Source organism: Streptomyces sp. MAI_2237, assembly GCF_054189285.1.
This window is the reverse complement of sequence record NZ_JAJPGQ010000001.1, coordinates 36,082-56,709: the sequence shown is the minus strand read 5'-3', so window position 1 is coordinate 56,709 and position 20,628 is coordinate 36,082. Positions and strand designations below refer to the sequence as shown.

22 protein-coding genes and 1 pseudogene are annotated in these 20,628 nt (G+C 72.5%); 14 read left to right on the top strand and 9 right to left on the bottom strand.

Annotated elements, in window-relative coordinates:
- Window positions 1–237: 237 nt before the first annotated feature.
- Window positions 238–1,755, top strand: a complete 1,518-nt coding sequence (locus tag LN251_RS00295; RefSeq protein WP_458242572.1) for a glutamate-cysteine ligase family protein — start codon at window positions 238–240, stop codon at window positions 1,753–1,755.
- Between the two features lie 20 nt (window positions 1,756–1,775).
- Here LN251_RS00295 and LN251_RS00290 read toward each other — a convergent pair whose 3' ends face one another.
- A complete protein-coding gene (locus LN251_RS00290) occupies window positions 1,776–3,548 on the bottom strand; it encodes a substrate-binding and VWA domain-containing protein (RefSeq protein ID WP_458242571.1) in 1,773 nt (590 codons plus the stop codon).
- Between the two features lie 185 nt (window positions 3,549–3,733).
- On the opposite strand from LN251_RS00290, the gene LN251_RS00285 reads away from it, so the two are divergent.
- On the top strand, window positions 3,734–4,534 hold the full coding sequence (locus LN251_RS00285; RefSeq protein WP_058926628.1) for a CPBP family intramembrane glutamic endopeptidase: 801 nt from the start codon (window positions 3,734–3,736) through the stop codon (window positions 4,532–4,534).
- 3 nt (window positions 4,535–4,537) lie between these two features.
- Here LN251_RS00285 and LN251_RS00280 read toward each other — a convergent pair whose 3' ends face one another.
- Complete coding sequence (locus tag LN251_RS00280) at window positions 4,538–5,347, bottom strand: PhzF family phenazine biosynthesis protein (RefSeq protein ID WP_458242570.1); 810 nt, start codon at window positions 5,345–5,347, stop codon at window positions 4,538–4,540.
- Window positions 5,348–5,498: 151 nt separating this feature from the next.
- Here LN251_RS00280 and LN251_RS00275 point away from each other — a divergent pair, with 151 nt between their 5' ends.
- The 4 genes from LN251_RS00275 to LN251_RS00260 all read left to right on the top strand — a co-directional run bounded on the left by LN251_RS00275 (window position 5,499) and on the right by LN251_RS00260 (window position 9,069).
- Window positions 5,499–6,284: a cyclase family protein gene (locus LN251_RS00275; protein ID WP_458242569.1), complete on the top strand. Its 786-nt coding sequence runs from the start codon at window positions 5,499–5,501 to the stop codon at window positions 6,282–6,284.
- Window positions 6,281–7,921, top strand: coding sequence for a thiamine pyrophosphate-binding protein (locus LN251_RS00270; protein WP_458242568.1), 1,641 nt, complete (start codon window positions 6,281–6,283; stop codon window positions 7,919–7,921). Before LN251_RS00275 ends, LN251_RS00270 begins: the two co-directional genes overlap by 4 nt.
- Window positions 7,922–8,004: 83 nt before the next feature.
- Window positions 8,005–8,331 carry a hypothetical protein gene (locus LN251_RS00265; RefSeq protein WP_458242567.1) on the top strand — a complete coding sequence of 109 codons (327 nt, stop codon included), beginning with the start codon at window positions 8,005–8,007 and terminating at the stop codon, window positions 8,329–8,331.
- A gap of 99 nt (window positions 8,332–8,430) precedes the next feature.
- Window positions 8,431–9,069 carry a PadR family transcriptional regulator gene (locus tag LN251_RS00260; RefSeq protein ID WP_458242566.1) on the top strand — a complete coding sequence of 213 codons (639 nt, stop codon included), beginning with the start codon at window positions 8,431–8,433 and terminating at the stop codon, window positions 9,067–9,069.
- 66 nt (window positions 9,070–9,135) lie between these two features.
- Here LN251_RS00260 and LN251_RS00255 read toward each other — a convergent pair whose 3' ends face one another.
- Window positions 9,136–9,564: a type II toxin-antitoxin system Rv0910 family toxin gene (locus LN251_RS00255; protein WP_458242565.1), complete on the bottom strand. Its 429-nt coding sequence runs from the start codon at window positions 9,562–9,564 to the stop codon at window positions 9,136–9,138.
- Between the two features lie 118 nt (window positions 9,565–9,682).
- Window positions 9,683–9,868, bottom strand: a pseudogene (locus tag LN251_RS00250) (hypothetical protein); the annotation flags it as partial.
- Between the two features lie 198 nt (window positions 9,869–10,066).
- Here LN251_RS00250 and LN251_RS00245 point away from each other — a divergent pair.
- Window positions 10,067–10,600: a Clp protease N-terminal domain-containing protein gene (locus LN251_RS00245; RefSeq protein ID WP_458242564.1), complete on the top strand. Its 534-nt coding sequence runs from the start codon at window positions 10,067–10,069 to the stop codon at window positions 10,598–10,600.
- A 99-nt stretch (window positions 10,601–10,699) separates the two neighbouring features.
- Window positions 10,700–11,710: an EamA family transporter gene (locus tag LN251_RS00240; protein WP_458242563.1), complete on the top strand. Its 1,011-nt coding sequence runs from the start codon at window positions 10,700–10,702 to the stop codon at window positions 11,708–11,710.
- 82 nt (window positions 11,711–11,792) lie between these two features.
- Here the strand turns inward: LN251_RS00240 and LN251_RS00235 are convergent, their stop codons facing one another.
- Window positions 11,793–12,422 (bottom strand): FMN-binding negative transcriptional regulator, encoded by a 630-nt coding sequence (locus tag LN251_RS00235; protein WP_458242562.1) that lies wholly within the window; start codon window positions 12,420–12,422, stop codon window positions 11,793–11,795.
- Window positions 12,422–13,105 carry a pyridoxamine 5'-phosphate oxidase family protein gene (locus LN251_RS00230; RefSeq protein ID WP_458242561.1) on the bottom strand — a complete coding sequence of 228 codons (684 nt, stop codon included), beginning with the start codon at window positions 13,103–13,105 and terminating at the stop codon, window positions 12,422–12,424. Before LN251_RS00230 ends, LN251_RS00235 begins: the two co-directional genes overlap by 1 nt.
- A 60-nt stretch (window positions 13,106–13,165) precedes the next feature.
- Between LN251_RS00230 and LN251_RS00225 the strand changes: the two genes are divergently transcribed.
- Window positions 13,166–14,497 (top strand): aminotransferase class I/II-fold pyridoxal phosphate-dependent enzyme, encoded by a 1,332-nt coding sequence (locus LN251_RS00225; protein WP_458242560.1) that lies wholly within the window; start codon window positions 13,166–13,168, stop codon window positions 14,495–14,497.
- A gap of 177 nt (window positions 14,498–14,674) precedes the next feature.
- Here the strand turns inward: LN251_RS00225 and LN251_RS00220 are convergent, their stop codons facing one another.
- Window positions 14,675–15,604, bottom strand: coding sequence for a DMT family transporter (locus tag LN251_RS00220; RefSeq protein ID WP_458242559.1), 930 nt, complete (start codon window positions 15,602–15,604; stop codon window positions 14,675–14,677).
- A 74-nt stretch (window positions 15,605–15,678) separates the two neighbouring features.
- On the opposite strand from LN251_RS00220, the gene LN251_RS00215 reads away from it, so the two are divergent.
- A complete protein-coding gene (locus tag LN251_RS00215; RefSeq protein WP_458242558.1) occupies window positions 15,679–16,581 on the top strand; it encodes a LysR family transcriptional regulator in 903 nt (300 codons plus the stop codon).
- 12 nt (window positions 16,582–16,593) lie between these two features.
- On the opposite strand, the gene LN251_RS00210 is transcribed toward LN251_RS00215, so the two are convergent.
- Window positions 16,594–17,061, bottom strand: coding sequence for a pyridoxamine 5'-phosphate oxidase family protein (locus LN251_RS00210; protein WP_058926642.1), 468 nt, complete (start codon window positions 17,059–17,061; stop codon window positions 16,594–16,596).
- 146 nt (window positions 17,062–17,207) lie between these two features.
- On the opposite strand from LN251_RS00210, the gene LN251_RS00205 reads away from it, so the two are divergent.
- Complete coding sequence (locus LN251_RS00205; protein WP_458242557.1) at window positions 17,208–17,864, top strand: cysteine hydrolase; 657 nt, start codon at window positions 17,208–17,210, stop codon at window positions 17,862–17,864.
- Here LN251_RS00205 and LN251_RS00200 read toward each other — a convergent pair.
- On the bottom strand, window positions 17,851–18,354 hold the full coding sequence (locus tag LN251_RS00200) for a Rieske (2Fe-2S) protein (RefSeq protein WP_458242556.1): 504 nt from the start codon (window positions 18,352–18,354) through the stop codon (window positions 17,851–17,853). The genes LN251_RS00205 and LN251_RS00200 overlap by 14 nt on opposite strands.
- Window positions 18,355–18,517: 163 nt before the next feature.
- Here LN251_RS00200 and LN251_RS00195 point away from each other — a divergent pair, with 163 nt between their 5' ends.
- The 3 genes from LN251_RS00195 to fabG all read left to right on the top strand — a co-directional run bounded on the left by LN251_RS00195 (window position 18,518) and on the right by fabG (window position 20,615).
- A complete protein-coding gene (locus LN251_RS00195) occupies window positions 18,518–19,282 on the top strand; it encodes a HipA family kinase (protein ID WP_458242555.1) in 765 nt (254 codons plus the stop codon).
- Window positions 19,279–19,728, top strand: a complete 450-nt coding sequence (locus tag LN251_RS00190) for a DUF3037 domain-containing protein (protein WP_458242554.1) — start codon at window positions 19,279–19,281, stop codon at window positions 19,726–19,728. The genes LN251_RS00195 and LN251_RS00190 overlap by 4 nt, the downstream gene beginning before the upstream one ends.
- Window positions 19,729–19,853: 125 nt before the next feature.
- Window positions 19,854–20,615, top strand: a complete 762-nt coding sequence (gene fabG, locus LN251_RS00185; protein WP_058926647.1) for a 3-oxoacyl-ACP reductase FabG — start codon at window positions 19,854–19,856, stop codon at window positions 20,613–20,615.
- Window positions 20,616–20,628: the final 13 nt, after the last annotated feature.

Below are 20,628 nucleotides of genomic sequence, written 5' to 3'. Positions count from 1 at the left end.
AATGCCGGGGGTGCGGTCGGCCAATTCTCGTCGGCGTTTTTCACGAGTTCGTCGCGTACATGAAACTGCGCCGTGCCGCATGCCCGGTGAATGTGCCCGCGGTCACATGTGACCAGAGTAGCGCGCGACCCGCCCGTGCGGGGACGTTACCGATCGCCGACGCTGGGCATTATCCCACGTGACCCGACACCGGCGGCCGGGATCCAAGACGCCGCCCGATCGAGGAGGGACGCTCCGATGGGGGAGAAGGTCGTGGCAGGTCGATTCGATCTGTCCGATCGGCAGCTCTACCGCGACAAGCTCCGCAGGTGCCTGACGGGGCTGGAGCGGCTCCTGGCCGAGAAGCGCTTCGACCGCCCCAGGAACCTGATGGGGCTGGAGATCGAATTGAATCTCGCCGGTGCCGACGGCATGCCGAAAATGCTCAATGCGCAGGTCCTGGAACGGATCGCGAGCCGAGATTTCCAAACAGAACTCGCCATGTTCAATCTGGAAGTGAACATAGCCCCACACCGCTTGCAGGGGCGGGTATTCGACCGGCTCGGAGAGGAACTCAGGACCTCTCTGGCATATGCCGACCGAAAAGCCGGAGAGGTCGATGCGGGAATCGTGATGATCGGCATTCTGCCGACCCTCGACCGGGACGACCTGGTCTCCTCGAACCTTTCCGCGGTCGACCGCTACGCCCTGCTCAACGATCAGATCGTCGCCGCCCGCGGCGAGGACTTCGTGCTCGACATCGACGGCGTGGAGCGCCTGACCTGTACCTCGAAGTCGATAGCGCCGGAAGCGGCCTGCACCTCAGTGCAACTGCACCTGCAGGTCACCCCGGACCGCTTCGCCGACGTGTGGAACGCCGCCCAGGCGGTCGCCGCCGCCCAGATAGCCGTGGGCGCCAACTCGCCCTTCCTGTTCGGCCGCGAGCTGTGGCGCGAGTCCCGGCCCCCGCTGTTCCAGCAGTCCACCGACACCCGGCCGCCCGAGCTGCAGGCCCAGGGGGTGCGCCCGCGCACCTGGTTCGGTGAGCGCTGGATCACCTCCGCCCACGACCTCTTCGACGAGAACCTGCGCTACTTCCCGGCGCTGCTGCCCCTCTGCGACGAGGAGGACCCCCTGGAGGTCCTCGACGCCGGCGGCGTCCCGAACCTGCACGAACTCGTCCTGCACAACGGCACGATCTACCGCTGGAACCGCCCGGTCTACGGCATCGCCGACGGCGTGCCCCACCTGCGCGTCGAGAACCGCGTCCTGCCCGCCGGCCCCAGCATCATCGACGTCATCGCCAACGCGGCCTTCTACTACGGCCTCGTCCGCGCCCTCGCCGAGGAGCCCCGCCCCGTGTGGACCCGGCTGCCCTTCGAGGCCGCGGCCGACAACTTCGACGTCGCCTGCAAGCACGGCATCGACGCGCGCTTCCAGTGGCCGCGGCGCGGGCGCTACGGCGGCATGGCCGAGGTGGACGCGGTCAGCCTCGTCCGCGACGAGCTGCTGCCGCTCGCCGAGGCCGGTCTGGACGCGTGGGGCATCGAACCCGCCGACCGCGATCTCTACCTCGGCGTCATCGAGGAACGCTGCCGGCGCCGGGTCAACGGCGCGTCCTGGCAGGCGGCCACCTTCCACCGGGCCCTGGAGACGGGCATGTCCCGGGACGCGGCGCTGGCGGCCACCACCCGCCGCTACAGCGAGCTGATGCACATGGGCGATCCGGTGCACACCTGGCCGGTGGGCATGCCGGAGCCGGTGCCGCTGGGGTGAGCCGGCGCCTCGGGCGGGAGTCAGCTCGTGCTGCCGCCCTGGGCGCCCGCTGCCACGATCGCCTTCAGCATCACCGACTGGATCTGTGAGGGGTTGTTCACCGACTGGCCCGAGCCGCCGGTCGCGGCGGCGATCTCCGCGGCCTCCTCCTTGTCGGCGTCGGGTCCGACCGCGATCATGATCAGCGGCACCGGGCGCTCGGGGTCCACGAGCTTCTGCAGCTCGCTGATCAGTTCGGCGCGGGAGATGCTGCCGGGGTCCTGGTTGACGCCGTCGGTGAGGACGACGAGCGCGTTGAACTTCCCCTTGGCGTACGACGACGTGGCCGCCCGGTAGGCGGCGAGCGTGGTGTCGTACAGGCCCGTCGCCCCGTTCGCGACCGGCTTCAGCGCGCCGAAGGCGCCCGACAGCCGCTCCCGCTGGGTGCGGCCGCCGCTGCGGTCGCCGAGCCGCGCGGTCGGCACCAGGACCCGGTAGTCCTTGTCGCCGTCCAGCTTGGTGGAGAACTCCCACAGGCCGATCTCGTCCTCCTGCGTGAAGGTGGCCAGCGCCTGCAGCAGCGACGCCTTCGTCACCTCCATGCGGGACTGACCGCCCGTGCCCGGCACCGGCTCGGACATCGAGGAGGAGGCGTCCACGACCGTGGTCAGCCGGGCGCTCTGCACCGTGATCGTCCAGGTGCCGAGGGCCTCCTGCAACGCTTCGTCCGTGGCGGGCTGGACGGCCGGCTCCGTGTACGGCTGCGGGCTGCTGCCGCCCGCCCCGGCGACCACCGCCTCCGGCGCCTCCTCGTCGGAGGTGCGGAAGCCGTACTTCTGCAGCAGCCGCAGCTGGGCCGGCTGGCGCAGATAGTTCATGAACCGCAGTGCGGCCCGGCTCTGGTCGGTCGTGAGCTGCCCGACCATCGCGTAGGGGTGTTCCAGCTGCGGCGAGCCGTCCTTGGGATAGAACATGTCCAGGCCGTCGCCGCCGTCCGCCGAGGTGTTGTACGTGTACGCCGCCTGTTCGCTGAGGATCAGCGCCTGGTTGCGTACCGGGTTGCCCTGCTCGGTACCCGAGGCGTTCCTGGGCAGGGTGTCCAGGACCTGGCCGTCGCTGTCCGAGGTGCGCTGCGACAGCGTCTTCATCATCGCCGCGGCCTGGGTGTCCCCGCCCTTGAGCCCGGCCGCCGCGGTGGTCAGCCGGGTCAGCGCGAGCAGCCCGGTGGCACTGCGCGAGGGGTCGGCCGCGCCGAGCCGGAGCGCGTCGTCCCGCAGGGTCGCGCCGGCCAGCTCGATCCAGCTGTACGTCTTCTTCGGCCAGCCCATCGCCTTGGCCGCCTCGGGCACCATCGCCACGCCGACGGGCGTGGAGGCCACCGCGCCCGCCGGGGTCACCTCGGTGGCGGCGCTGTCGTTCGTGATCCGGTCGACCCACAGATCGGAGTCCGCCACCCACACCTGGACGTCGCTCTTCCGGCCCGCGGCGAGGGTGTCCGCCACCTTGTAGGAGTCCCGGGCGGTCACCGAGACCGCGACACAGCGCCCGTCGGAGGTGATGTTCTCGTGCCGGGCCCGCCCGGCCGCGGCCGTCAGGGCGGGCGCGATGTCCGGCGAGGCGGCCAGCCTCAGCCGCACGGCGTCGTCCTGGCAGGACGATCCGAAGGAGAGCAGCCCGCTCCGCACGGCGACGGCCGTCCCCCCGGCCACCGTCAGGACCAGCACCGTGGCGACGGCCGTCGTGCGGCGGCGTGCGCGGGGGCGGGGGTCGCTGGCGCCCGCCCCATAATGATCGGGCAAGCTGTGACGTCCCATGACGGTGGTGCCCCTCCCTGTCGAACCTCGTGCCGGCAAGCGGCCGTACGGCATGCGGAGGGGAGGTACGCCCCGTACGGCGTCCGTCCCCCCTGACGGCCAAGCGCACGATCTTCGTAAGTTCTTTCGAGACCCTAGCGGGGCGGGGATGGGGATGAGGCGGGATTACTGAATTGGAGTCAGGTGTGCAGGCGGAGACGGGTGCGGTGGCCGATTCTGTTCCTCCCGAGCGGCTCTCGCGGCGGATCCTCCGTGACGAGACGCTGCTGGTTCTGGCGCTTTCGCTCGGTGCGAGCGGAGTGTCCGCCCTGATCAGCTTTGTCGGGTCGGTCACGAAACCGGGAGGGCTCAAGGACCAGGCGGCGACCCTCAACGCCTCTGCCGCGCCGGGCAGGCCATGGCTGGATCTCGCCTGGCAGCTGTTCGGGATCGCGACCGCCCTGGTGCCGGTCGCGCTCGTCGCCCACCTGCTGCTGCGCGAGGGCGGGAGCCTGCGCACCCTCGGCTTCGACCGCACCCGGCCCTGGCCCGACCTCGGCCGCGGCGCCGCCGTCGCGGCCGTGATCGGCAGCACCGGAATCGCCTTCTACCTGGCCGCGCGGGGCTTCGGCGCCAATCTCACGGTGGTGCCCGAGGCCCTGCCCGACGTGTGGTGGAAGTATCCGGTGCTGATCCTCTCGGCGATCCAGAACGCGATCCTCGAAGAGGTCATCGTCGTCGGCTATCTGCTGCGCCGGCTCGGGCAGCTGGGCTGGACCCCGGGGACCGCGCTGGTGGCCAGTTCCGTGCTGCGCGGCAGCTACCACCTCTACCAGGGCATCGGCGGCTTCGTCGGCAACATGGTGATGGGCGTGGTCTTCGTCTGGCTGTACCGGCGCTGGGGACGCGTGGGACCCCTGGTGGTGGCGCATTCCCTCCTCGACATCGGGGCGTTCGTCGGTTACGCGCTGCTCGCCGGGAAGGTGGGCTGGCTGCCGACGGCGTAGGCCCTATGCCAGCAGCTCGCCGTCGATCACCGTCACCGCGTGTCCGCTCAGCAGGGTGCGGTCGCCGCGCAGCTCGGTACGGACCCGGCCGGAGCGCGGTGAGGCCTGCAGCCCGGTCAGGATCGTGCCGCCCAGACGTTCCGACCAGAACGGGGCGAGCGCGGTGTGGGCGCTGCCGGTGACCGGGTCCTCGTCGATGCCCACGTTCGGGAAGAAGCAGCGGGAGACGAAGTCGTAGCCCTGGGCGGGGTCCGCGGCGCGGGCGGTGGCGATGATGCCGCGCCGCGAGTAGGCGCCGAGCGCCCTGAGGTCGGGGGAGAGGGCGTGGACCGTCTTCTCGTCGGCGAGTTCCACCAGCAGGTCGCCGACGTTCGGCCCGGTGTCGAAGGTGCTGCGCGGCTCTGCGCCCAGCGCCTCGGCGACCCCGGCGGGCGCCTCGACCGCGGTGAGCGGCGCGGTCGGGAAGTCCAGGGTGATCGAGCCGTCCTCGCGGGGCGTGGCCACCAGGACGCCGCTGCGGGTGGCGAAGCGCACCGCGCCCTCGTGGGCGCCGGTGGTGTGCAGCACGTGGGCGGTGGCGAGCGTGGCGTGGCCGCACATGGCCACCTCGGCCGCGGGCGTGAACCAGCGCAGTGCCCAGTCCGCCTCCCCGCCCCCGGGCAGCCGGTGCGCGAACGCCGTCTCGGCGTGGTTGACCTCCAGCGCGATCTTCCGCAGCCGGTCGTCGTCGGGGAAGGAGTCGAGGAGCAGCACGCCAGCCGGGTTGCCGGCGAACGCGCGGTCGGTGAAGGCGTCGACGATTCGGATTCGCATGGTCCGACGCTAGAGGGGCGTGGCCTGCGTGACCAAGTCCAATTCGCGGCCGGTGGACCGTTTTCCGGAGCGTGTACCAGGGAGAACCGGTCATCGGCTGACACCCTGTACAGACAGGCGTTGACAGTTCAGCCCCGCCCAGGAGGCCGTCATGTCCCAGCCGTCCGTGCTCGCCGCCCTTCTCGCCGGGCTGCGCAGCGGCGCCGTCGAGGTCGTCGACCTCACCTCGCCGCTCTCCTCGACCACTCCGGTGATCCAGCTGCCGCCCCCCTTCGGCCAGACCCAGACCTTCGAACTGGAGGAGATCAGCCGCTACGACGACCGCGGGCCCGCCTGGTACTGGAACAACTTCCGCAGTGGTGAGCACACCGGCACCCACTTCGACGCCCCCGTCCACTGGGTCACCGGCAAGGACCTCGCCGACGTGGCCTCCGTGCCCGCGGACCACCTCATCGCCCCGGCGGCCGTGCTCGACTTCTCCGAGCAGGCCGCCGAGGACCCCGACTTCCTCGTCGAGGTGGACCACATCAGGGCCTGGGAGACCGCCAACGGGCCACTTCCCGAAGGTGGTTGGCTGTTCGTCCGGACCGGGTGGGACACGCGCTCGCACTCCCAGGAGGAGTTCCTCAACGCCGACGACAGCGGCCCGCACACCCCCGGCCTGTCGCCGGAGTGCGCGCGCTGGGTCGCCGAGGAGTCTCCGGTGATCGGCCTCGGCACGGAGACCGTGGGGACGGACGCGGGCCGCGCCCACTCCTTCGACCCGCCGTTCCCCTGCCACTCCCATCTGTTGGGCGCCGGCAAGTACGGCCTGACCCAGTTGCAGAACCTCGCCGCACTGCCCGCGACCGGCGCCCTCGTCGTCGCCGGGCCCCTGCCCATCGTGTCCGGTTCCGGCGCCCCCGCCCGGGTGCTCGCCCTGGTGGAGCGGTCGTGAAGGTCGCCGAAGCCGTCGGACGGGCGCTTGTCGCGGCCGGGGTCGAACACGTCTTCGGGGTGGTCGGCTCGGGCAACTTCCACCTCACCAACGCCATGGTGGCCGCGGGCGCCCGGTTCGTCGCCGCCCGGCACGAGGGCGGCGCGGCGACCATGGCCGACGCCTACGCCCGCACGAGCGGCACCCTCGCCGCACTCAGCGTCCACCAGGGCCCCGGCCTGACCAACGCCCTGACCGGCATCACCGAGGCCGCCAAGAGCCGTACGCCGCTGCTGGTGCTGGCCGCGGAGGCGACCGCCCAGCGCTCCAACTTCCGGGTCGAGCAGGCCGTGCTGGCCCATTCCGTGGGCGCCGTCACCGCCCGCCTGACCACCGCCCACGACGCGGTCGAGCAGGCCGCGGCGGCCCTGCGCCGGGCCCGGCACGAGCGCCGTACCGTGCTGCTCAACCTTCCGCTGGAGGTGCAGGCCCTGGACGTCCCCGAGGGCGTCCCGCTCGGTGCCCTGCCGCCTGCGGCGCCGGAGCCGGTGGAGCCGTCGCGGCGAGCGGTGACCGATCTCGTACGGGCCCTGGAACGCGCCCGGCGCCCGGTCTTCGTGGCCGGCCGCGGCGCCCGCACCCCCGCCGCCCGGGACGCCCTGACGGCGCTCGCCGAGCGGTACGGCGCCCTGCTGGCGACCTCGGCGGTGGCCCGCGGCCTCTTCCACGCCAGCCCCTGGTCACTGGACGTCTCGGGCGGCTTCGCCTCGCCGCTGGCCACCGAACTGATCCGGGGCGCCGACCTGATCGTGGGCTGGGGCTGCGCGCTGAACATGTGGACCATGCGGCACGGCACCCTCATCGGCCCCGGCGCGGCCGTCGTACAGGTCGACGACGACCCGGAGGCCCTCGGCGCCCATCGTGAGGTGGACCTCGGCGTCGTGGGCGACGTGGCCCGCACGGCCCGGCGCGCCCTGGCGGCCGCCGATGAGGGCCGCGAGGGCTACCGGACGGCGGGCGTCGCCGCCGCCCTCGCCGAGCGGGCGCGCTGGCGGGACGTGCCCTACGAGGACGAGGGCACCCGGGATCGGATCGACCCGCGGACGCTGAGCATCGCGCTCGACGAGATCCTGCCCGCCGAGCGGGTCGTCGGCGTGGACTCGGGCAACTTCATGGGCTACCCGAGCGCGTACCTCTCCGTCCCGGACGAGAACGGCTTCTGTTTCACGCAGGCCTTCCAGTCCATCGGCCTGGGCCTTGCGACCACGATCGGCGCGGCGCTCGCCCGGCCGGACCGGATTCCCGTGGCCGCCCTGGGGGACGGCGGTGCGCTGATGAGCGCCGTGGAGCTGGACACCGTGCGCCGGCTCGGGCTGCCGATGGTGGTGGTCGTCTACAACGACGAGGCCTACGGCGCCGAGGTGCACCACTTCGGCCCGGACGGCTTCCCGCTGGACACGGTCACCTTCCCGGAGACCGACATCGCCGCCGTGGCGCGCGGCTACGGCTTCGAGGCGGTGACCGTGCGCACCCCCGCCGCCCTGAAGGCGGTGGCGGACTGGGTCGCCGGCCCCCGCGCCGCACCCCTGCTCGTCGACGCGAAGGTCACCCGCGACCACGGGGCCTGGTGGCTGGAGGAGGCGTTCCGGGGCCATTGACGCCCGCAAAGGCGGGCCGCGTTCCGCGCGCGGAGCGAGCGGCGGACTGTTCGCGGCCAGGCGTCGAGGGGGAGAAGGGGACCATGACACCACGGTGGCCCGAGGGCCCCGCCGCCGATCCGGAAGCGGCGCGGGAGCGGTACGACTCCGACCTGCGGGCGGCGCGCAGGACGCTGCGCGAGCTGATCAGGGCCGACCTGCCCGCCGCGCACCTCGGCCTGGGCATCGTCGTCGTGGCGAGCGTGCTCGTGGGCCTGTCCGCGGGGCCGGCCACCGGAGCCCTCGTGGCCGGAGCCTTCGCCCTGCTCTTCCTCGCCGCGCTCGCCGTCATGTTCCTTCACGGCCGGCGTGGCCGGGAGGCGGGGCGCCGCGCTTATCTCTTCACCTTCGGCTGGGCCAACTGGCTCTAGCCCCCTGGGCACGGCCTTTCTCCGGGTCTTGTCATCCGAACAGTTCCGATATATCGTTGACGCATCGCGACAGATCAACGATGGAATGGAGTGATGGCGATGCGTTCCCACGGATTCGAACGTGGACACGGTGGACGGGGCTCTCGTGGCCGAGGTGGTCCGGAGGGCCGTCGTGGCGCCTTCGGCCCCTTCGGGCCTGGCGGCCCCGGCGGCCCGGGTGGTCCGGGCTTCGGTTTCGGCGGACCCGGCTTCGGCCCGGGCCCCTGGGGGCCGCGAGGACGCGGCGGACCGAGGGGGAGGGCGCGGCGCGGCGACGTACGGGCATCGATCCTCGCCCTGCTCAGGGACCGGCCGATGCACGGCTACGAGATGATCCAGGAGATCGCCGAGCGCAGTGGCGGGGCGTGGAAGCCCAGTCCCGGCTCGGTGTACCCCACCCTCCAGTTGCTGGAGGACGAGGGTCTGATCACCAGCGCGAGCGAGGGCGGCAAGAAGCTCTTCTCGCTCACCGATTCCGGCCGCACCGCGGCCGACGAGGGCCCGGACGCGCCCTGGGAGGAAGCCTCCCGCGGCATCGACTTCGAGGCGCTCGGTGAGATCCGCCAGGCCGGCTTCGGCCTGATGGAGGCCTTCGGCCAGGTCTGGAAGACGGGCAGCAAGGAGCAGCGCGAGAAGGCGGTGGCCGTCATCAACGAGGCCCGCAAGAAGCTGTACCTGATCCTCGCCGACGAGGACTGAGGGTCGTACGGCGACGAAGGCGCCCCGCGGAGCACTCCGCGGGGCGCCTTCCCGTGTCCGCGCCGGTCAGGACACCAGCCCGGCGAGCTTGCGCAGCGACTCGTTGAGGGCGGCCGTGCCAGAGTCCTTCAGCCTGCCCGCCATCAGCGTGACCGCGGCGCCCGTGAACTCGCCGTCGATACGGACCTTCGTGGCGTCGCCGTCGGGGGCCAGGGTGTAGCGGGTGGCCACGGTCACCGCCATCGGGCCCTTGCCCCTGATGGCGAGGACCCGGGCCGGTTCCAGCTCCGTGACGGTCCACTCGACCTCGGCCGGGAAGCCCATCAGCTTCATGTTCTCCTGGAAGGTCCCGCCCACCTCGAGGGAGGCCGGGCCGCCCTGTGGAAAGCTCGTGTGCGTGGCGTTCCACTCGCCGTAGGCGGGCCAGTCGGTGAGCTGTGCCCAGACCTTCTCGGCCGGCGCCTCGATCCGTGCCTCCGCGCTGATTTCGGGCATGCGACCACCTCTTCGTGTCGGGCTGTGGTGTCGCGGAAAGTAACCGCAGAGGTCGCAACATTCAATACTGATGAACCGTCAGGAATTGTGGAGGGCGACCGCCCGCCCCCGGCGGTCGGCCGACCCGTTCGATCACCGCGGCGTCGAACACGTCGCACGCGCGCGGGAGGGCGCTCTCGTCGTGGCAGTGCCAGGCGTCCCAGAACAGGTCGGCGGGCAGCGCGTCGTCCGGGGCGTACACCCGGTACACGTACTGCTTGCCGGCGACGGCCGGCAGGGCGACCAGCCAGCTCCCGCGCGCCATGCACCTGTCGGACGTGAGAGGGGGCATTCCGGTTGCGTGCCGGGCGCGCGGCGCGAACCGACACGTCCCTCGGGGCACCTCGGCCTGATCTCCTCCGTAAGGAGGAGATTCCCGCGCCCCGGGTCCACTCTGTGTGGGACGCCGAAATGCTTCCCCTCGGGGATGACCGGAGGCGGAGAGGCTGATGGGGTGAGGGGTGTGCAACCCCGTATCCCCCGGCAGCAGGTCGGCGAGCAGCCCGCCGGACCGCGCCCGGACAACGACGCCCGTCTCAGCGCCGAGCTGGCGGCGGTCGTCACCGGTGCCCGCCGCCGGGCGCTGCGCGACGGGGACCGGCAGATCGACACGGCTCACCTGCTGCACTCGCTGCTCGAGCACGACCCCCAGGCGCGCGCCGTCTTCGGCGAGGGGCACGGTCTGGCCCGGCTGCTCGGCTACCTGGTGCAGCGCAGTATCGGCTACGGACTGCGCTGGCAGGGCTCGGTCGAGGACTCCGGGGCCGTGCCCGTGGTGACGGCGGCGGACGGGATGTCACCGCTGGCCGCGGGCGCCATGGCGTACGCCCGCGAGCGCGCCGCCGCCCGGGGTGACGGCGCCGCGCTGGGCACCGACCTGCTGGCCGCGCTCGTCGTCGACCGGCAGGCCCGGGCCGTGGAGGTCCTGGATCGCGCCGGGATCGGCAGCGACCAGATCCTCGCCCGCGTCGAGCGGCCGCCGGCCGACTCCCGGTGACGTCCGGCCGCCGAGTCCCGCCCCCGCGACCGCACGGCACGTCCAGTCGGTGAGACAGGTGTCAACGGGGGTGACGCTCATGTCGCCGCCTGTCATCATGTGCCCGTGCACAGGTCTGAGAACAGTCGGGGAAGCCACGGCAAGGGAGCCGGGCTCGGGCTGGCGCTGGCGTCCGCCGTCGCCTTCGGCGGGTCGGGTGTCGCGGCCAAGCCGCTGATCGAGGCCGGGCTCGACCCGCTGCACGTGGTCTGGCTGCGGGTGGCGGGCGCGGCCCTGGTGATGCTGCCGGTCGCCGTGCGGCACCGCGCCCTGCTGCGCCGCCGTCCGGTCCTGCTCGTGGGCTTCGGTCTGCTGGCGGTGGCCGGTGTGCAGGCCTGCTACTTCGCCGCCCTGTCCCGTATCCCCGTCGGGGTCGCGCTGCTCGTCGAGTACCTCGCGCCCGGCCTGGTGCTGGGCTGGGTGCGGTTCGTGCAGCGGCGTCCGGTCACCCGTGCCGCCGCGCTCGGCGTGGTCCTCGCGGTCGGCGGCCTGGCGTGCGTCGTCGAGATCTGGGCGGGCCTGGGCTTCGACGCGCTGGGCCTGCTGCTGGCGCTCGGTGCCGCCTGCTGCCAGGTCGGCTACTTCGTCCTGTCCGACCAGGGCAGCGACGCGGGCGAGGACGCGCCGGACCCGCTCGGTGTCATCGCGTACGGCCTGCTGATCGGCGCCCTCGTCCTGACCGCCGTGGCCCGTCCGTGGACCATGGACTGGACGGTGCTGACCGGTACCGCCCGCATGGACGGCGACCCGGTCCCCGCCGCTCTGCTGCTGGCCTGGATCGTCCTCGTCGCCACCGTCCTGGCCTACGTCACGGGGGTGCTGTCGGTGCGGCGCCTGTCCCCGCAGGTCGCGGGGGTCGTGGCCTGCCTCGAGGCGGTCATCGCCACCGTCCTGGCCTGGGTGCTGCTCGGCGAGCACCTCTCGGCACCCCAGATCGTCGGCGGCGTGATCGTCCTGGTGGGCGCGTTCATCGCCCAGTCGTCGGCGCCGGCGAAGGGCTCGGGCGCGCCGGTGGCCGGTGGCCGGGCCGCCGCGGAGAGCGGCGTGCCGGCCCGCGAGACCGCCGCCTAGCGAGCCGGGGCGAGGGTCGGAGAGGGACCCTCCCCCGTGAGGTCCCTCTCCTCAGTGATCTGCGTCGGCGAGGCCGTTCGTGTCACACCCCGCGCCGGCGCAGCAGATGCTCGCGTGCGGCGGCGTCCCGCGGGCCGTCCCGCTCGGCCAGCCCCGCCAGCACCCGTTCCTGCACCTGGGGCTTGCGGCCCGCGTACTTGAACTTGGCCCGCACGTCGACGACTTCGAGCCGCAGCCCGCGCAGACCGGACAGCAGCCTGCCGTAGGGCACCTCTCCCACCGCGACCTCCGCCGAGCCGCCCTCCGGCTGGAAGTGCCCGAGCTGACGGTTGAGCAGTGCGGCCTTCTCGGTGGGGTCGTCCACCACGTGGGCGCGGCAGCGGAGTTGCACGGCCGCGTAGTAGCTCGTCGGCGTGCCGTGCTCGGCCGGCTCGTCCGGCGCGACCTGCCAGTACCCGGGTGCGTAGACGTAGTCGTCGACCACGCTCAGCAGCACCTCGGGTCCCGCCTCCAGGACGGCCCACAGCGGGTTGGGCCGGGCGAGATGGGTGAGGACCTCGGCGCGCTCGGCGTCGTAGAGGAAGTGCAGCGGCTGGACGTACGGCGCCTCACCCGGTGGACCGTTCACGGCGAGCTGCCCGAAGTCGTGCACGGCGAGCCACCGTTGCCACTCGGCGTCGTCGTGTGCCGCGTCCCAGGGATGGATGAGCATCACGGCACCGCCAGGTAGTCGGGGAGGCCGATGCCGGGGGCCAGGTCGCCGTCGGCGACGGGGGTCTCGTAGCCCTTGCGCAGCGGGACGACGCCCGCCCAGTGGGGGAGGGCCAGGTCCTCGGGCTCGTCGTTCACCCCGCCGGTGCGGAGCTTGGCGGAGACCTCGTCCAGGTCCAGCCGGATCACGGCGGTCGCGGCCAGCTCCTTCTTGCTCGCGGGCCGGGAGTCCGCCGCCCGCCCGGGCACGACGTGGTCGACCAGCGCGTCCAGCGCCGCCCGCTTCTCCTCGGGGTCGGTCACGTCGTGGGCGATCCCGTGCACCACGACCGAGCGGTAGTTGATCGAGTGGTGGAAGGCGGAACGGGCCAGGATCAGCGCGTCCACGTGCGTGACGGTCAGGCACACCGGCAGCCCCGGGTCGGCCTGGCCGGTCATCCGCAGCGGGCGCGACCCGGTCGAGCCGTGCACGTACAGCCGGTCGCCGACCCGCCCGTACAGCGTCGGCAGCACCACCGGGGCCCCGTCCCGCACGAAGCCCAGATGGCACACGTACCCCTCGTCGAGTATCGCGTGCACCAGTTCCTTGTCGTACGAGGCCCGTTCCGCGGAACGGGTGGGGACGGTGCGGTCGGTCGGCGTGTAGGCGGCGGCCTGCGATGTCGGCTGGGCGGTCCCCTGCATGGCGGTCTCCGTGGTTCCTCGGCTTGCGAAGCGATATTGCACTAGTGCATAATCTCGTTTGTGCTAGGAGGATATCGGATCGAGGGTCGGGGCGCAGCCGGGATTGCGGCGAGCGTCGAGCGCGCGGTGGGCGCGGGGGAGCTGGACCCTGGCGAACTGCTCCCTCCGATGCGGGAGTTGGCAGCGGATCTGGGAGTGAATCCCAATACGGTCGCGGCCGCCTACCGCATCCTGCGCGAGCGCGGGGTGATCGAGACCGCCGGGCGCCGGGGCAGCCGGGTGCGCGCCAAGCCGGCCACCACGGGCCGCGAGTACGTGCGGATGGACGTGCCCGACGGGGTGCGGGACGTGGCGAACGGCAACCCGGATCCGGCCCTGCTGCCACCGCTGGGCAGGGCCTTCGCGGCGGCGGCCGACGAGCACGACCGGCAGCCCGTGCTGTACGGCGAGGCCCTGGTCGACCCGGAGCTGGCAAGAATCGCGCGGGCCCGACTCGACGCCGACGCGGTGCCGGACGGCCCGGTGGCCGTGCTCTCCGGCTCGCTGGACGCCATCGAGCGGGTCCTCGCCGCCCACCTCAAGCCGGGCGACACGGTCGCCGTGGAGGACCCGGGCTGGGGCAGCCTCCTCGACCTGGTCCCCGCCCTCGGCCTGCGCACGGCCCCGGTCGGCGTCGACGACGACGGGCCGCGCCCCGCCGACGTCCGGCGCGCCCTCGACGCCGGCGCCCGGGCGCTCGTCGTCACGGACCGCGCCCAGAACCCGACCGGCGCCGCGGTGACCGCCACGCGCGCGCGTGCCTTGCGCGCCGTCCTTCGTGACCACCCGGAGGTTCTCCTGATCGAGGACGACCACGGCCACGGCATCGTCGACCTCCCCCTGCATCCCCTCGCCGCCGTCACCCGCCACTGGGCGTTCGTCCGCTCGGTCGCCAAGGCCTACGGCCCCGACCTCCGCCTGGCCGTCCTCACCGGCGACGCCACCACGGTCGACCGGGTCACGGGCCGCCACCGTCTGGGCCCCGGCTGGGTCAGCCGCGTCACCCAGCGCGCCGTGGTCGGCCTGTGGAACGACGGCACGTTCGACCCGCGGGCGGTGGCGGCGGCGTACCGCGACCGGCGTGACCTGCTGATCGAGGCGCTGGCGGACCGGGGCGTGGAGGCCCACGGCCGCAGCGGCATGAACGTCTGGATCCCGGTCCCCGACGAGACGGGCGCCGTCGCCCGCCTCCTGCACGCGGGCTGGGCGGTGGCCCCGGGCGCCCGCTTCCGCCTGAACGCCCCACCGGGCATCCGCATCACGATCTCGACCCTGCCCCCCGAAGAGGTCCCCTCACTGGCAGAAGCGGTGGCAAGAGCAGTGAACCCCTCACCCACCCGAAATTACGTATAGGCGGCGACCGTCACCCCCTCAGGGGCGCGGGGAACTGCGCGCCAAGCCCCCTGGCACCCGCACCCGCGTTCCGGCAATTACGTACAGGGGGGCGACCGCCACCCCCTAGGGGCGCGGGGAACTGCGCGACCAGCCCCCTCCCACCCGCACCCGCCAATGCACCCCACCCCCACCTCCCTACGCGCCCCTGCCCCGCACCTGCGTCAACGCCGCCCCCGCCAGCACGATCACCGCCCCCACCGGCGTGGACCACCTCAGCGACTCCCCGAGGATCGCGACCCCCGCCCCCGTGGCGATGACCGGAATGAAGTACGTGACCATCTGAGCCGTCGTCGGTCCGACCTCGGCGACCAGCCCGTACTGGATGAGAACGGCCAACCCGGTGCCCAACGCCCCCAACGCGGCGACGGCGAGCAAGGGCACCACAGCGATCCGCCCCGGCACCGTCGTGAACAAGGGCGTCACCACAGCCAGTTGCACCGTCGCCACCAGCAACTGCGCGCCGGTCAGCGACAGATGCGAGTACCCGGACCCGGCGAGCGTGCGGCGGACGTAGATCCATCCGACCGGATAGCTCAGCGAGGCCAGCAGCGCCATCGCCGTCCCCCTGCCGTCCAGCCCGTGGAACCCCTGCCAGGCACCGAGGACGGTCAGCACCCCCAGGAACCCGATCCCCAGCCCCGCCACCCGCACCCGGGACGGCCGGTCCTCGGACAGTGCGACCAGGGACAGCGCCATGCCCCACAACGGCGAGGTCGCGTTGCAGATCCCCGCCAGCGTGGACGGGATCGTCAGCTCCGAGTACGCGAACAACGAGAACGGCAGCGCGTTCAGCAGGAACGCGGCCACCGCCAGATGCCCCCACGTCCGCAGCCCGCGGGGCAGCCGGGCCCGCTTGACCGCCATCGCCAGCGCGAGCACCCCCGTCCCGAACACCAGCCGGCCCAGCGTGACCTGGAACGGCGCGTACCCGTCCGTCCCGACCTTGATCAGCAGGAAGCTGAAGCCCCAGATCAGGGACAGGGCGCCGAAGCGCAGCCGCCAGTCGAGGGCGGGGCGGCGGACGGGGGCGGGCGCGGAGGTCCGGGCCGTGGTCGCGGTGGTCATGAGCGTAACCATGCGGCACGGCCATCTCGTAGCACAAGCGACATCTGCTCCGGGTATCTCGTAGCATCGCTTACATGTTGAACCTGGAGCGCCTGCGCACCCTCGACGCCCTCGCCCGGCACGGCTCGGTCAGTGGCGCGGCCGAGGGCATGCACGTGACGACGTCGGCCGTCTCGCAGCAACTGTCCAAGCTGGAAAGGGAGGTGGGTCAGCAGCTCGTCGCCAAGAACGGCCGGGGCGTACGGCTCACCGACGCCGGCCGGCTGCTCGCGGAGCACGCGGCCCGCATCCTCTCCCAGGTCGAGCTCGCCCAGTCCGACCTGGAGGCGCACCGCGGGGAGGTGGTCGGCGAACTCCGCCTGGCCGCGTTCCCGACCGCCGCGCGCGGCCTGTTCCCCCTCGCCCTCGCGCAGCTGCGCAAGGCGCACCCGGGCCTGCGCACCACCTCGCGTGAGATGGAGCCCGAGCCGGCCGTGCTCGCCGTGATGCGCGGCGACTTCGACCTCGCCGTCGTCCTGGACTGGTACAACAGGCCGCTGCCGATGCCGGAGGGACTGGTCAAGGCCGTCATCCTCGACGACACCGCCGACGTGGCCATGCCCGCCGGCCACCGGCACGCGGACCGCGCGGAGGTGGACCTGGAGGACTTCGCCGACGACGACTGGGTCACCTGGAACGAGAACGAGTTCTGCCACGAGTGGCTGATCCACACCCTGCGCTCCAAGGGCATCGAACCGCGCGTCGCCCACCGCGCCGAGGAGCACCCCACCCAACTCGCGCTCGTCGGAGCGGGGTTGGGAGTGTGCGTGGCGCCGAGACTGGGGCGCGGACCGGTCCCGGAGGGCGTGCGCACCGTGCCCGTACGGCAGCCGGTACGGCGCCAGATCTACGCCGTCTGGCGCGCGGACGCCGACCGCCGCCCGTCGATCCGGGCGGCGGTGGAGGCGTTGCAGGAGGCGGGACGGACCGTCGGCTAGGCGGACCCTGGGCTAGGCAGGCCCCAGCTTGCGGAAGTCCCAGGAGACGATCTTGTCCGGGGTCAGCCGCACCCAGGCGTGCCGGCCGTCGTGCGGCATCTCCTCCAGGCCGAAGTTCTTGCGCGCGAACAGCGTCTCGGGGACGTCGAGTTCGGCGCACAGCTCGCCGGTGCGCGGGAACTCGCCGACGAACTCGACCGATCCCGACAGCTCGACGCCGCGCAGCTCCTCGTACTCCTCGCCCGTGTCCACCACGATCGCGACCCGCGGGTCGCGGCGCAGGTCGGTCCACCGCTTGCTGCGCACGACGGAGTACAGCCACAGCGACGTGCCGTCCCAGGCGAACCACAGGGTGCTGACGTGCGGAGCACCGTCCTTGGACACGGTGGCGACCCGGCAGGTGCGCTGGCTCACGAGGAACTCGTCCAGCTCGCCGGGCGTCATCATGATCTTCCGGCCCCGACGCTGAGTGACGGTCATGTGTCCCCCTCTTCTCTCACGTCGTGTCAGAGGAACTCGGATGATCCTCTGACATCACGTCAGAAAAGGATGGGTCGTCTTCCGTCCTCGCGCAATGGTGGCTACTCTCGCGCCCGCTGGGAACCCGCAGGCGACCAGGGGGAACCGTGCCGTCGTACGAAAAGCTCAGCCAACTCCTCGACCCCGCCACGACCGTGCTGCTCACCGTGGAGTGCCAGCAGGGTGTCGTCGGCCCCGACAGCGCCTTGCCCGAACTCGCCCGTGAGGCACGCGCGTCCGGCGTCCTCGCCAACATCGCACGCCTGGTCGCCGCGGCGCACGCCGGCGGTGTCCAGGTCCTGCACGCCGTCGCCGAACGGCGTCCGGACGGCCGCGGCGCGAGCCGCAACGCCCGCCTCTTCCGGGCCGCCGAGCGCCTCCCCGTCCAGCAGCTGACCGGCAGCGCGGCGGTCCGGGTGGCCGCCCCGATCGAGGTGGCCGAGGAGGACCTCGTCGTACGACGGCTGCACGGACTGTCCCCGATCCAGGGCACCGACGTCGACGCGCTGCTGCGCAACCTGGGCTGCCGCACGCTCGTCGTCACCGGCGTCTCGGCCAACGTGGCGATCCCCAACGCCGTCTTCGACGCGGTCAACCGCGGCTACACCGCCGTGGTGCCGTCCGACGCCGTCGCGGGGGTCCCCTCCGACTACACCCCCGCGATGATCCGGCACACCCTCGCCCTGGTCGCCACGGTCGCGACCACGGACGAGGTGCTGGACTGCCTGCGACGGCCCGGGCGCGGCCGGGTCAGGACAGCGTGATCGAGTCCCCGCTCACGGTCACCTTCTCGGCCGTCAGCCCCGAGGTCGCCGGGCCCTTCTTCACGCTGCCGTCCTCGACGGAGAACTGACTGCCGTGGCACGGGCAGACGATGACGCCGTTCGCGATGCTGCTCACCGCGCACCCCGCGTGCGGGCACTTGGTGGAGAACGCCTTGAAGGTGCCCGAGGCCGGCTGGGTGACCACCACGGCCTTGTCCTTGAAGATCTTGCCGCCGCCCTCGGGGATGTCGGCGGTCTTCGCCACGGCCTCGCCGCCGCCCGAGCCGGCCGAGGCGCTCGCGCCGGTGTCGCCGGTGGTGCCGCCGGTCGTGTTCGCGCCGGCCTGGGTGTTCGAGCCGGACGAGGCGGAGTCGTCGTCGGAGGAGCCGCACGCGGTCAGCGCGACGGCGAGCCCGGCCGCGCCGACCGCCGCCACGACGGTCCGGCGGCCGGGCGCCGCGGTGGGGGGAAGCGATTCGCTGGTCGTCATGCCGACGTCCCTTCATAGCAAGCTTCGTAGATCTGGACAGGGGTACGGGCCGGAGCCGTTGGTTGTTCAGCCGATGTAGACGATGTCGAGATCTAAACGCGTTCGAGTTCAGGTCGGGGTAAACCTGAGCTGTCGGTTCGCTGTCGGCCAGTAACCTGGGGCGATGCTCAAGGAAGTCATCGCGACCCGGTACATCACGCCCCTGCGCGAGGGCGGCTCGCTGCCGGGGCTCGTCGAGGCGGACGACTTCGGGACGTACGTCATGAAGTTCACCGGCGCCGGACAGGGCCGCAAGACCCTGGTCGCCGAGGTCGTCTGCGGCGAACTGGCCCGTCGGCTGGGCTTCCGGATGCCCCGCCTGGTGACGCTCGACCTCGACCCGGTGGTGGGCCTCGGCGAGCCGGACCAGCAGGTGCAGGAGCTGCTGCGGTCCAGCGGCGGCACCAACCTCGGCATGGACTTCCTCCCGGGCGCCCTCGGCTTCGACCCGCTCGCCTTCGAGGTGAGCCCCGAGGAGGCCGGCCGGGTCCTGTGGTTCGACGCGCTGATCAACAACGTCGACCGCTCCTGGCGCAACCCCAACCTGCTGATGTGGCGCGGCGAGCTGTGGCTCATCGACCACGGCGCCACCATGATCTGGCACCACAACTGGCCCGGGGCCGAGGCCTCCGCCGCCCGCCCGTACGACGCCTCCGACCACGCCCTGAAGCCCTTCGCGCCGGACGTCGCCCGGGCCGCCGCCGAGCTGGCCCCGCAGATCACCGAGGACCTCCTCGCCGAGGTCACCGCCGAGGTCCCGGACGTCTGGCTGGCCGGCGAGCCCGGCTTCGACACGCCGGACGACCTCCGGCGCGCCTACGCCCGGCCGCTGCTGGCCCGGGCCACGTCCGTCCACGAGCGCATCACGGGAATCGAGGCAGGCAAGTGAGCGAGCGCCACATCCACATGGCCGGCTCCGTGGTCGAGCGGCACATCATCCGGGGCAGCGAGGCCAACGACCGGGACGTCTTCGAGTACGCGCTGCTGCGCGTCGTGCCCCGCGCCGAGCGCGGCGAGTGCATCAACGCCGGCGTCCTGCTGTACTGCCGCGCGAAGGCGTACGTCGGCGCCCGCACCCATCTCGACGAGGCGCGGCTGCTCGCCTTGGACCCGCGGGCCGACGTGGCCGGGATCCGGGCGGCGCTGGGCGCCGTCGAGCGGGTCTGCGGCGGGGGAGGAGCGGCCGGGCAAGCCGCCGGAGAGGACGCCGGACGGCGTTTTCGGTGGCTCGTCGCGCCGCGCTCCACGGTCGTGCGGCCCGGACCGGTGCACACTGGGCTCACCGCCGATCCGGCGGCCGAGACGGAGCGACTGCTCGACCTGCTGGTGAGGTAATCGATCACACCGGGCCCGTGTGGCGTTGACACCGCGTGCCAGGGCTTCTAGCGTCACGTGCGACGAAGGTACTAAGCGGTCGCTCACCGCGCCGCAGGTTCTCTCGAGGGCGAGGAGAAGCAGCAATGTCCACCACTGAGCAGCGGGTAGCCGTGGTCACCGGCGGAGCACGCGGCATCGGGGCCGCCACCGCCGTACGACTGGCCGCCGAGGGCCGCGCGGTCGCCGTCATCGACCTCGACGAGGGGGCCTGCAAGGACACCGTCGAGAAGATCACCGCCGCCGGCGGCAAGGCCATCGCGGTCGGTTGCGACGTCTCCGACGAGGCGCAGGTCGAGGCCGCCGTCGCCCGCATCGCCGAGGAACTCGGCGCGCCGACCATCCTGGTCAACAACGCGGGCGTGCTGCGCGACAACCTGCTGTTCAAGATGAGCGTCTCCGACTGGGACACCGTCATGAACGTCCACCTGCGCGGCGCCTTCCTGATGTCGAAGGCCTGCCAGAAGCACATGGTCGACGCGGGCTTCGGCCGCATCGTCAACCTGTCCTCCTCCTCGGCGCTCGGCAACCGCGGCCAGGTCAACTACTCGGCCGCCAAGGCCGGTCTGCAGGGCTTCACCAAGACCCTCGCCAAGGAGCTCGGCAAGTTCGGCGTCACCGCCAACGCCGTCGCCCCCGGCTTCATCGCCACCGAGATGACCAAGGCCACCGCCGACCGCGTCGGCATGGGCTTCGAGGACTTCAAGGCCGCCGCGGCCACCCAGATCCCCGTCGCCCGGGTGGGCGAGCCGGACGACATCGCCAACGCCATCGCCTTCTTCACCGGCGAGGCGGCCGGATTCGTCTCCGGCCAGGTGCTGTACGTCGCCGGCGGACCGCTCGACTAGGAGAACTCCCAGC